Source organism: Paenibacillus sp. HGH0039 (assembly GCF_000411255.1).
Classification (GTDB): domain Bacteria; phylum Bacillota; class Bacilli; order Paenibacillales; family NBRC-103111; genus Paenibacillus_F.
The window spans coordinates 3,102,375-3,114,201 of sequence record NZ_KE150412.1 but is presented as its reverse complement, the minus strand read 5'-3'; the positions used below and the strand labels follow the sequence as shown (position 1 = coordinate 3,114,201).

Sequence of the window (11,827 nt, the reverse complement as noted above, 5' to 3'; positions counted from 1 at the left end):
ACGATTCACAGGTACAATGAATGAAGTTATCCACACTTTTATCCACAACATGTTAACAAAGGGAATGAACGTTCGGGGCATAACTTCATTTTCTTCCCTCATAACTGCTGTAACAGGCCGGACAAGGAGCAGAAACAACTTTATGGAAACCGTACAGTTTGACCATGATTCTCATAATCCTATACAAGCCGAACACGAAAAATGGATGCGGGAAGCCATGCTCGAAGCGGACAAAGCAAAAGCGCTGATGGAAGTTCCCATCGGGGCCGTGATTGTCCGCGGCGGCGAGATCATCGGACGCGGCCACAATCTTCGCGAAACCTCGCTTGATCCTACCGCTCATGCGGAGATTATCGCGATACGCGAAGCCAGCGAGAAGCTGGGAGCCTGGCGGCTGCTGGACTGCAGGCTCTACGTCACGCTGGAGCCGTGCCCGATGTGCGCGGGCGCCATCGTCCAGTCACGCGTTCCCCAGGTGATCTACGGCACGCCGGATCCCAAAGCGGGCTGTGCCGGAACGCTGATGAACCTGCTGCAGGAAGAGCGCTTCAACCACTGCGTTGACGTGATCAGCGGGGTGCTGCAGCCCGAGTGCGCTTCCCAGTTGACTGATTTCTTCCGGGAACTGCGCCGCCGGGCCAAGGAAGCGAAGAAGGCACTTCCAGCGGAGGAGTAACCTCGCTCCTCTAAGGTTTTGCCTTGGAGATTCTTCCTCCCTCAAACCATTCTGTGGTATACTGAATAACGGAATTTATTTGCGCCCGTAGCTCAGCAGGATAGAGCGACAGTTTCCTAAACTGCAGGTCGGAGGTTCGAATCCTCTCGGGCGCGTTCTCTATTCGCTCAAAAACCCTTGGTACACAAGGGTTTTTTCCTTTTTACGGCATAGATTAAACTCGGCATTGATTGCGCGTTTTCTTGCGGGGTTAATTTGGGCAGCATTTCTCTTTGGTAGAGCCGGTTTTTCTTTTCTCCCTCCAACCGACAAATTATTTTTACAATTTATTACAAATTTTAACTCAGATTAGAAATATATTCCCCTCCCGTTTCGCTTCCCTCCGCTTCTTATATAGCGAAATTGATCCTTTATTGCCGTTCTCCCCCCTTCGTCCCCTTACTCCAATCAGGGTTTCCGAATTCATGCATCATTCGCATCATTTCCTTTCGCCATTTAAAAACAGCCAGGCCAAAATTAAATACTAAAACTTAATTTAAAGATTTTTGAGCAATTTAACGAAATTTTAATTTACTTTTTTTGTCTAAAAAAGTAAAATCATAGTTGAAGAGATGGTTATGGATCTTTATGTATCTATTTACATTTCATCCATTTCGAATCTATTGGCCTACTTCCTCTTTTCACCCCTATCTTCCGGATTATTCGTACTGTGACAAAAGAACGATTTTTTGAGATCCTCACTTCAAGACCATTCATAACATTCAGCAACAATCTTTTAGCTTGCGCTTTTCGGCCTGTCCGGTATCACTTCCATTTTCGTACAGTTCAGAGAATGGGGTTCTTTCTTATTTTGCATGTTCATCGGAAAGGAGATCTATGTATGAGTAAATTGCTGCGTCTTTCAAAGATTTTTCATCCGAAATCCGGCCGCGCTTTCATGCTTCCGGTTGATCACGGCACCACCTACGGACCTCTTAACGGAATCTCCTCCATGCCGGCTTTGCTTCGTATGGCCAACCGGTTCCGACTGCAGGCTATCATTGCTCATAAGGGAGCCATCCGTCGTGCCCTTGAAAGCAGTGAATCGCCGTGGGGAACCGAATTTATTCTCCATCTCTCGGCGTCCACTCAAATGTCACCGGATATGTCCAATAAGCAAATCGTATCGACTGTCCGTCACGGCCTGCAAATCGGAGCTATCGGCCTTTCCGTACATATTAACCTGGGCGTCCCCCAGGAACATGAGATGCTGCGCGACCTCGGTCTTGTCTGTGATGAGGCTTATGCTTGGGGCCTTCCGGTCCTGGCAATGATGAACGTTCCTGAAGAAGATCTTTCGGGGGGAGCGGCGGCGACCAACAAAATAGCCCATGCGGTCCGTATTGCCGGAGAATTGGGCGCGGATCTTGTCAAAGTCCAGACGCCGGTTACTCCGCAGAGAGCGGCTGAAGCCGTAGCCGCTTTTAACATCCCCGTACTGATGGCCGGAGGAAGCTCGGTCGGCGACAAACTGGCTTTTTTCCGTGGGATCAGGGAAATGCTCGATGCCGGGGGCAAAGGTCTGTGCATAGGCCGGAATCTGTTTGAGGATTCCCGCCCCGATGATATGTGCCGTGCGCTCGGAGATCTTGTTCATAAGGACTGCAGCGCGGAGGAGGCTTACGAGACCTACTTAGCCGCCTCCTCCCGCATGCCGCTTATCACGAAGCAGACCGACCCCGGAATTGCCGCCGTACAATTTGACCCCTGGGAGGAATACGCATGATCATTGATGGCCACGCCCACATATCGAGACAAGATTACAGCAGCCCCGAACGGCTGCTGGACGATATGAAATCAGCGGGTATAGACAAAGCCGTCCTGGTGCCGGGCGGCATGCTGGACGTTAGGCGCATGACCCGGTACATCACCGGAGAGGAAAAGCCGATCCTGACGGATCCGCCCAACGATACCGTGCTGGATATTATCCGTGAATACCCGGACAAATTTTACGGAATCTGCTGCATTAATCCTAACGACGGGGCTCCGGCGGCTCTGGCTTCCCTGGAGAAGGCCTATCGAGACGGCTTCAAAGGCCTCAAGCTGTCACCTCTTGTCCATCAGATTTCTCTTATGGGAGACGTCGTTAAAGAGCTTGCCGCCCTGTGCGGGGACTATGGAATTCCCTTCTATACGCACCTAGTCATTCAAGCAACCGCAAACACGGCCGCACTGGGTTCTCTCGCCGAAGCTTTTCCCGGTACTAACTTCGTTATCGGCCATATGGGATTCGGCCCGCTCGATATAGATGCCATAGAATTAGCGGCACGAAGGGAAAATGTTTACCTGGAAACGTCTACGGGCAACCCGCTGGCGATTCAGACCGCTGTTAAACTGGCGGGGCCGGATAAACTTATGTTCGGTTCCGAGTTTCCCTTGTCGGACCCATTCGTAGAAAAGGTCAAAATCGACCGTCTCTCCATCTCCGATGCGGATAAGGAAACGATTTTGCATCATACCATTTCACGCTTGCTTGGACTATAATATTCGCCGTATAAGGAGGGAAAGCACGTGGCCGTAACAGCCAGAAGCCAAATGGAATTGATGTCCGGACAAAAAGCGGCGGACAGGTTCGAGCCGCACGTCCGGTGGCTTAACAGCCTGACCGAGCGCGGAATGTCGGTAGAGAACCTGAGCCAGGCGGAAGTGGATGCTTATCACCGGAGGGCCTTACGCAGTTTACTTCAATTTGTGTATGAAACCAACGAGTTTTACAAACAGCGTATGGATATCACTGGTCTGACTCCCGAAGAAGCATCCAATCCGGCTTTATTTGCCCAGCTGCCTTTCCTGACAAAGGAAGACTTGCGCAATGATCCGCGCTGCATCATTTGCTCGCCTGATCTGGCTCATATCCATACTTCGACCGGCACAACCGGAGGCAAGCCGATCTTTATCGGCCATACTTTGAATGATCTTTATCGGCTGGATACGGCCCCCCGCTACCCATCCCTTATGCAGAACACGCGAAATACCGTAGTCGGAAACGCCTTACCCTACGAAATGAGCTCGTCCGGGCTTTCATTCCACCGGGTGTTCCAATATATGCAGGACTGCTGCGTACTGCCTGTCGGCAAAGGGGGAGCTTATTCTCACCCAGATAAGGCTCTTGAATGCATGCTGGCCTGGGATATGCAAACCTTGATTATTGCTCCTTCCTACGCCGTGACCCTGGCTGAACATGCGCAGAAACTGGGAATGGACCTTCATCGGGATTTCAACTTGCAGCATTTGTTTTTGACCGGTGAAGGCGCTTCACCCGCTCTTCGCGAACGGATCGAACGGATCTGGAATACACCGGTGACAACCTGGTACGGGTCGCTTGAGGTAGGTCTGATCGGGATCGAATGCCTGGAGCACCAAGGTTACCATTTGGCAGAAGGCCATATCTATACCGAAATCGTTCATCCTGTTACGGGGGAGCCCCAAGCTCCCGGCACCGTCGGCGAAGTCGTTCTCACTACCCTGATGCGCGACGGCATGCCCATAATCCGGTACAAAACCGGAGATCTCGGCTGCATTGAGGAAGGTCCCTGCCCTTGCGGCTGCCGTCTGCGCCGTTTGCAGCTGAGAGGACGTATGGGCGATCAGCTCGCCCTTAACAGCGGGAATTTTTCTCCCCTGTATCTGGAACAGCATCTCCTGCAAATCGGCGGAACAGGAAACTGGTACCAATTTATCGTTGAAAACGGGGAGCTCTCCATACTCGTCGAAGCTTCCGATTCAAGCGTAGACCGGGCGGAGCTATTAACGGAGATAAAGCTACGTATCGAAGCGAGCATCCAGCAATCCTGCGACGTTCAAGTCGTGGATTACGTGGAGCGAGACGCGGGAAAAGCCCGCCGGGTTATTCGACTATAACAAGAGGAGATCTGCGAAATGAGTAAAGCGCTGAAAGAAACGCCTGATATTAATCCGAAGGCACCTAACGATTCCACCACCCAGCCAACCGAAAAACCGGCCGAAGCGAAAGCAAGCGGTACAGCCACTCCGGTTTCCAGCCTTAATCAGGCCAAAAATAAACCTATCGCGCCCGTGCGCAGCAAATACGCGTGGTTCGATATCAGTTCTTTAACGGCTCCGGAGCAATGGGGCGCTATCGTACAAGCTCTGCCTCACCAGAAATTCACCGGCGTCGTAGCCAACGAGCAGCAGGTGAAGCAGCTCCCTCCGACTTTGGATAAAATCACTTATGTCGAGGGCACCCCTTCTCCCGATAAGCTGGCGGCTTTAAATGAAGCCTACAACATCATTATTTTGGAACCGTCGGTGATCGGCAGCAGTTGGTTCAGACGCAACCGTGAAGCCATTACCTGTAAAATCGGCACGAGTGTGAATGTAACGGACCCTGAGTCTTTGCAGCTCGCCGTAGCCATGACCCACGAGGTGTCTCTGCTAATTGTCGAATTCCGCGACGATACAAAAATTCCGCTTGAAATCGTTCTGGCGGACGCCCAGAATTTCGGTACCGAAGTGGTCATGAAAGTACGCGACGATATCGAAGCGAAAGTCGTCTTCGGCGTACTCGAATGCGGGGCGGATGGCGTCCTGATCGCGTCGGGCGATCTCGGCCAAGTGTATGCGGTCGGCGAAGTAATTACTTCAACGGGCCAAAAAGGCGGTCAGCCGCTTCAGAAGCTGACCATTGTACGGACGGAGCATGTCGGCATGGGCGATCGCGCCTGTATCGACCTGACGAGCTATCTCGGCCTCGACGAGGGTGTGCTGCTCGGTTCCTTTTCCTGCGGGGGCATTCTTGCCTGCAGCGAGACACATCCGCTTCCGTATATGCCGACGAGACCTTTCCGCATCAACGCGGGCAGCCTGCACACCTATGTGCTGGCGCCGGATAACCGGACCTGGTACTTGTCCGATCTGCGATCGGGAATGGAAGTCCTCGTCGTCAGCACATCCGGCAAAGCGAGACGCGTTTCGGTCGGCCGCGTGAAAATCGAACGGCGCCCTCTGCTTTATATCGAAGCCCGGGCGGAAGATGGAACGACTCTTAATGTCATTATGCAAGAGGACTGGCACGTGCGCGTATTCGGCACGGAGGGCCAGCCGATCAACATTACGACATTAAAGCCGGGCGACCAGGTGCTGGGCTATACAATGGACCCCGGAAGACATGTCGGCGTGAAAGTCGACGAGCTGATTATCGAACAGTAAGCGTCGTCTCTAAAACCAGATTCTTCGGATCTGCAAGCCCATACCCATTTAAGGGGGAACATCCTGTGTCCGTGAAATTTACCGCCCTTATGGAGCGATTGGAACAATCACCTTTCTATAGAAAACACCTTTCGGCAGAGGAACGGGAAATAAGAGATATTTCTCGCATCGGCGAGCTGCCGCTTACGACCAAAGACCACCTCCGTGAAGCAGGTCCCTGGAATCTGCTGGCGGTGCCGCCGGAGGAAGTCTGCCAGTACTTCGAAACGTTCGGAACGACCGGCCTGCCCGCTTCGGCTTGGTACACAGTCCGGGATCTGGAAGCGGGAGGCCGTCAGATCGGCGATTCCGGCCTGCGCCTTAGACCCGGGGACCGGCTGCTTAACCGGTTCCCTTACGCGCTGTCCCTGCCGGCTCACCTGGTTCAACAGGCCGCGCGGCAGGCGGGCGCATGCGTGCTTCCGGCCAGCAGCCGGAATACGATGACACCATATCCGCGCATCATTGAACTGCTGCGCAAGTTGAATGTAACGGTGATGACGGGCCTTCCCCGCGAGATGGAAATATTGGCGGCAACCGCACGGCTGCACGATCTCGGCTGCCGGGAAGATTTCCCCCACCTCCGGGCCATCGGCGTCGCGGGAGAACTTCTGGCCGAGTCGCGCCGAAAGAAGATTGAAGAGCTTTGGGGCGTGCCGGTTTACAACTTGTACGGCTCTACGGAGACGGCCAACATAGCCGCGATGTGCGAGCACGGCATTCTGCATGTGGCCGAAGACGATTTCTTCGTGGAAGTGCTGCAAGAAGACCTGTCAGCGGCGGTTGAGCCCGGCGGGGGCAAAGGTCTTGCCGTGATCACAACGCTGACCCACGAGGGATCCCCCCTTCTCCGTTATTTGAACGGGGACGTGATCTCCCTCGAAAAAGTCAACTGTCCGTGCGGGAGAAGCGGACGCAGGCTGACCCATTACGGACGGCAGCTGGACAGGCTGGAGGTTGCCGGCCGGATACTGGAACCGGCGGACATTCACGACGCCGTGTATTCGCTGCCGGATCTGCCGGATGCCTGGAAAGTAACGCCTGCGCAGGACGGGCTTCACTTCACGTTCGAATGGCAGGGCAAAGACGCCGGAGTGCTCACGCGTTTTGCGTCCATTCTCACCGAACGGCTTCAGCTTCCGGTTGTTGTGGAACCAGGCGAGCCCGGAGCCCTTTTCGACCGCCGCCTGCTTGTTGAGCGCCAGGTCAGCACCAAGCCGCTTTACATCGTAAAGCCGGCAGAGGTTATGCTTTAAACCGTCGTAACGTTCGGCGTCTACTCCCGATAGGGTCGAATACAGCAAAATCCCCCGTGCCTTACTTGGCCGGGGGATTTTATTTGTTTGACGGCGAAAAGTCTTCAGACTTGAACAAATGGCTGTTTCCTGCTTAAAAGCTCTCCAGCCTTCTCGCTGGGTAACGGAGGACTGATGAAAAAGCCTTGTCCGATCGTGCATTGATGCTCCTGGAGGAAATGAATCTGCCTCTCATGTTCGATGCCTTCTCCGATAAGCTGGAATTTTAAATGCCGGCCCATATCGATGATGGTTCGGACAATAGCTTCCGTGTTGGCATTGAACGTGATTTCTTCTATGAAGGTGCGATCGATTTTAATATGGTCGATAGGCAGTTTATCCAATAAGAAGAGGGAGGAATAGCCGGTTCCGAAATCATCGATCGAAAGCTTGACTCCAATCTTCTTCAATGCGGTCAAAATCACGAGAGACTGATCCAGATTCTGCATGATGCTTTCGGTAATTTCAAGCTCCAGATGAGCCGGGTTCATGTCGAATTCTTCGAGGACGCTTTGGATGGTTGAGACGAGCTGTTTATCCTGGAATTGTCTTACGGAGATATTGACGGCCAGACGGATTTCCGGCAGCCCCGCTTCCCTCCACTGTTTGTACTGGTGACAGGCTGTGTGAAGCACCCATTTGCCGATAGGCACGATAAGCCCCGTTTCCTCGGCGATCGGAATGAACTCCCCTGGCGTGACAACCCCGAGTTCCGGGTCCATCCAGCGAATCAGGGCTTCCATTCCTACAATCTCTCCGCTGGCCAGGTTAATTTGCGGCTGGTAGTGAAGGGTAAACAGCTGCTTCTCCAGGGCTCTGCGCAGCCCGTTCTCCAGCTTAAGCTTCCGGGCGAGCCGGTTGTTGTGCACCCGGTAAAACTGGTAATTGTTTTTCCCGTTTTCTTTGGACAGGTACATGGCCATGTCCGCATGTTTGATCAGTACATCACGGTCCATGCCGTCCTGCGGGTAAATACTGATGCCGATACTTGTGGTCGTATAGACCTCGTGCCCGTGCAGCTGGAATGGCTGCTTGAACTGATCCAGCACCGTCTGGGCCTGGACACGGACGCCCTCTTCCGTCACCCCTTCAAGCAAAATGACGAATTCGTCCCCGCTGTGCCTGAATACGGTATCGGACGTACCGAGACATGCCTGCAGCCGTTCGGCAACCTGTCTCAGCAGAAGATCGCCGTATATATGACCGACGGTATCGTTAATATTTTTAAACCGGTCCAGGTCCAAAAAAAGCACCGCCAATTGCGATCCCGTCTGCCCTGCTCTCTCGATCGCCATATATAGACACTCGTTGAGGTAGCTGCGGTTAGGCAGCCCCGTTAAGGTGTCATGGTAAGCCATATGATTAATCTTTTCCTCGGCCTTCTTGCGTTCCGTAATGTCCTTGCCGATACTCATGCACGCGGGCTTGCCCCCGTAATTAGTTGCAACGAGTACCAGTTCGCAGCTCCTTACCTGACCGTCCAAACGGACATACCTTTGCTCCATGCGGGCGGAAGCCCCTTTTTCCAAAACTTCGTTCACATGCTCCAGGGCATTCTTGCGTGATTCCGGATGGAGAAACCTCAAGGCCGACCGCCCTAAAAGTTTGTTCACGTCTTCCGCACCCAGTGATTGGACGGCAGCCGGATTAGCATAGACGAGCTTGCCCTTCTGCTGGACCACAATCGGCTCCGGGCATATTTCGATCAAACTCCGGTAACGGTTCTCGCTTTCTTTAAGCCGGTCGCGTTCTATGATCATCTGCCTGAAGAAATAGCTTAATGCGGCATAAACGACCGTATTAAATACGACACCGACCAGATTGGCCCGGAGATAATCGAACTGGACCGTGCTTGAATAGGTGAGCAGAAAAAGCAGAAAGCCCGCTCCGACAATCGTCGGCACCCACAAACCGGGAAGCAGGAAAGCATACAGCAGCAGAAGAGTATACATGATGGAAGGAAGTTTGAAATAGTCGATGTTGTGAAGCAGAGTAAACAAGGTAATATAGGCTATCGAAGCGAGGATATGTTGCAGCACAACTGATTTTCTCAGGAATACGGCGGATAGAACGGTCGTCAGGAATATAAACACTTTAATCATGTGGTCCTGTCCGACCGAGAACAAGTTGTTCACGATAGTGAGTACAAGAAGCGTTAATAAATAAGCCTTGCCATTTCGGATAATGTGCCGATATACGGGACTAGACCTCAGCTGCCTCATTCAAGTGCTCACTTTCTTATGGAATTATAATCTTTATACATTTACCAATTATTATCATTATAGCAGATATCTACTAGCCTAAAGGGATACATTTCTCTTGTTTTAGTATAAATTTATTTTTGTAAAAGAAATAAAACCGGCCGCACATCACGACCGGTTCCGAATATGACTCATTTCGTTTTCCCTGCACTTTCTACTACCGGTAAACGACCCCGGCTTGGGCTTTAAGCACATCACGCAGCAGCATATAAGCTTCTCCGTTGGTCAGCTTCGATTTGTTCTCGATCGCTTCGAAAGTCGCCGGTTCGACCAGCTTCTGTTCCAGCACATAAGCGGCCGATTCGCTCCGTCTTACTTTAGCTCCCACCGCCTGGGATATGGTCCAGGCCGCCTGATCCCACGTCAATGCAATGTCTCCGGGTTTGGTCAATCCCTTGACCGCCGCATCCGCGCTGCCGCTTACGGCTTTGGGGTAGGTCCGGCCAAGCACCGTCTTCATCGTGTTAAAATGGTTGGCAAACCGCCGCGGGTTGGACGGCTCGTCCAGCTGAAACTCGTTCTTCTCGCCTCCCGCGGCGATACCGAGACTTACGGCAGCTTTCAAGCCTTCGTAAGCTTTATGTTTGGTATACGTGGGCGCAGCGAATTTGTAAGGCTCCAGGCGCACGCCCTGCTTCACCAGGGTTTCCTGCAGCTCGGTAACCATCGGCTTCGACAAGGACAGCTCCCGGAAGCTGACCTTGTTTTTGGCCGCCACCGCGGCCGCGGCACCTGCCGCTTGGCCCGACGCCATCCCGACCGGGACGGTCCGAGCGGATCCGTGGGGCAGCGAATCAAAGCTCGCCGAACGTCCGACCACCAGCAGCCCGTTTATTTTCTGCGGGACCAAAGCCCGGAACGGGATGGCGTACTGACTCGGCTTCAAAACGATATCCCCGCGATACTTGGCGTCCGTACTCTGAATATCGAGGTTGTAGGAGCCGTAAGCTATCTTGTCCCACTGATCGCGGTTATCGAGCGCGTCTACCATAGTAAGCCGGTATTCGCCGATCATATGGCGCGTTTCCCGGACATACAGCTCGGGAGCCGAGCCGTCCAGTTCGAGCGGCGCAAGTTCCGGGAATTCTTTCTTCATATAATCCAGCACATGCGGGAGCTCGGCACGGCCGATTTCCATTCCTTCCTTGACGGAAGCGGGGTCTAGCGGATTAACCCCGAAGATCTGCAGCGCATTGATCAGAATCGATCCGTCGTTCTGGCGGCCGATGTTCAAGCCGCGCATGCGAACCCGCTCGGGGTTCGTCGATTTGTAATCCCACATGGCCGAGTATCCCCAGCCGCTCATGGCATCGGCGCCCATGCCTCTGAGCAGATGCGGGTCGTTCTCGCCGTTCTTTTTCATCTGCTGCCAGATTTCTTCGGTCATTCCTTTTAAACGGAATACAAGCGTAACGGCCATGAGCGATTTGTCATCCCCAAGATCCTGACGCCCGATTGTAAAAGGCACGCCGGCGGCCGCAGCCACGTCTCCGTCCTGTGTGGCGTCAATGACGGCCCGGGCGTTCACTTTGTGTTCTTTGCCGTCCGCCGTCGTGATATTCAATCCCGTTACGGTCTGCGATCCGTTCACCATCGGCGTAAAGCTCTTGGCATGCATCAGCAGGTCGATTTTCTTCTCCTTCCGCACCAGGTCGTAGAACGCGTTGGCTGCGGTTGTCACGTCGAACGAAGTGCCTTCAATCCCCTTGCGCCATTCCAGGAAAATTCCCTCATTCAGAAACTTGCCGGCGTCGGATTTCCCTTCTTCGTTGGGCGCGAAACTGTTGTCCAGGCTGTTAAGCCAGCCCTCGGTGAATAAGCCGCCCAGCACATCCCGGTCGCGGTTCTCCACGAGAAGCGTCTTCTGCCCGTTACGGGCCGCCGATACGGCCGCGGTGATGCCTTCCGGGTCCGTACCCGCGACGATCACGTCGTATTCGGACTCGGGCGCTTTAATCGAGGCCACTTTCTTGACGGATTGGGACTGACCGGGCTTGACCGTATCCGTCCCTTTCCAGGCCGACCAGGCCCACCAGCTTAAACTGATCAGCAGCAGAAAAGAAAAAGCGCTTATTAATCCCATTCCCTTACGGGGATAAGTACGTGATTGACTCTCTTTTTTTCTCGAATCCGTCGTTTGCGTCATCTTCAACCTCATCCTTCTGCGAAATAGGTTCCCCTCTATCCCCTGGTGAATAAGCCGTCGATAAATCTCTTATTTAGACGAAGCTTGGCGGGGATAGGTTTCATTTTGACTGCCCGTAAGCGAACCCGCGGGGAGACAGCCCGCCCCTTCCGTTTCTTAACCGGAAAAAAAGGGTTCCTTCTCAGGAACCCGTCGCTCCACG

General features: G+C 53.3%; 8 protein-coding genes and 1 tRNA gene. 7 read left to right on the top strand and 2 right to left on the bottom strand.

The window, feature by feature from the left end; genetic code table 11:
- Positions 1-142 precede the first annotated feature (142 nt).
- From tadA to HMPREF1207_RS13600, 7 genes are all read left to right on the top strand, one after another.
- Positions 143-676: a tRNA adenosine(34) deaminase TadA gene (gene tadA, locus HMPREF1207_RS13630; protein WP_009677004.1), complete on the top strand. Its 534-nt coding sequence runs from the start codon at positions 143-145 to the stop codon at positions 674-676.
- Between the two features lie 81 nt (positions 677-757).
- Positions 758-831, top strand: a tRNA-Arg gene (locus HMPREF1207_RS13625).
- A 725-nt stretch (positions 832-1,556) separates the two neighbouring features.
- Positions 1,557-2,441 carry a class I fructose-bisphosphate aldolase gene (locus HMPREF1207_RS13620; RefSeq protein ID WP_009677106.1) on the top strand — a complete coding sequence of 295 codons (885 nt, stop codon included), beginning with the start codon at positions 1,557-1,559 and terminating at the stop codon, positions 2,439-2,441.
- Entirely contained in the window at positions 2,438-3,199 is a 762-nt protein-coding gene (locus HMPREF1207_RS13615; protein ID WP_009677016.1) for an amidohydrolase family protein, read from the top strand. Before HMPREF1207_RS13620 ends, HMPREF1207_RS13615 begins: the two co-directional genes overlap by 4 nt.
- A gap of 27 nt (positions 3,200-3,226) precedes the next feature.
- Positions 3,227-4,576 (top strand): phenylacetate--CoA ligase family protein, encoded by a 1,350-nt coding sequence (locus tag HMPREF1207_RS13610; protein ID WP_009676995.1) that lies wholly within the window; start codon positions 3,227-3,229, stop codon positions 4,574-4,576.
- An 18-nt stretch (positions 4,577-4,594) separates the two neighbouring features.
- Complete coding sequence (locus HMPREF1207_RS13605; RefSeq protein ID WP_009677064.1) at positions 4,595-5,884, top strand: 3-dehydroquinate synthase II family protein; 1,290 nt, start codon at positions 4,595-4,597, stop codon at positions 5,882-5,884.
- Positions 5,885-5,949: 65 nt separating this feature from the next.
- Positions 5,950-7,179 (top strand): phenylacetate--CoA ligase family protein, encoded by a 1,230-nt coding sequence (locus HMPREF1207_RS13600; protein ID WP_009677015.1) that lies wholly within the window; start codon positions 5,950-5,952, stop codon positions 7,177-7,179.
- Positions 7,180-7,283: 104 nt separating this feature from the next.
- On the opposite strand, the gene HMPREF1207_RS13595 is transcribed toward HMPREF1207_RS13600, so the two are convergent.
- Together HMPREF1207_RS13595 and HMPREF1207_RS13590 are read right to left on the bottom strand one after the other, a co-directional pair.
- Complete coding sequence (locus tag HMPREF1207_RS13595; RefSeq protein WP_231392045.1) at positions 7,284-9,320, bottom strand: sensor domain-containing protein; 2,037 nt, start codon at positions 9,318-9,320, stop codon at positions 7,284-7,286.
- A 316-nt stretch (positions 9,321-9,636) separates the two neighbouring features.
- On the bottom strand, positions 9,637-11,625 hold the full coding sequence (locus HMPREF1207_RS13590; protein ID WP_009677065.1) for an FAD-dependent oxidoreductase: 1,989 nt from the start codon (positions 11,623-11,625) through the stop codon (positions 9,637-9,639).
- Positions 11,626-11,827 lie beyond the last annotated feature (202 nt).

Bases quoted from the DNA above. Each gene is read 5' to 3' on its own strand.
- HMPREF1207_RS13615 (WP_009677016.1), top strand. From the start codon at position 2,438: ATGATCATTGATGGCCACGCCCACATATCGAGACAAGATTACAGCAGC.
- HMPREF1207_RS13595 (WP_231392045.1), bottom strand. From the start codon at position 9,320: ATGATTAAAGTGTTTATATTCCTGACGACCGTTCTATCCGCCGTATTC.
- tadA (WP_009677004.1), top strand. From the start codon at position 143: ATGGAAACCGTACAGTTTGACCATGATTCTCATAATCCTATACAAGCC.
- HMPREF1207_RS13620 (WP_009677106.1), top strand. From the start codon at position 1,557: ATGAGTAAATTGCTGCGTCTTTCAAAGATTTTTCATCCGAAATCCGGC.
- HMPREF1207_RS13590 (WP_009677065.1), bottom strand. From the start codon at position 11,625: ATGACGCAAACGACGGATTCGAGAAAAAAAGAGAGTCAATCACGTACT.
- HMPREF1207_RS13605 (WP_009677064.1), top strand. From the start codon at position 4,595: ATGAGTAAAGCGCTGAAAGAAACGCCTGATATTAATCCGAAGGCACCT.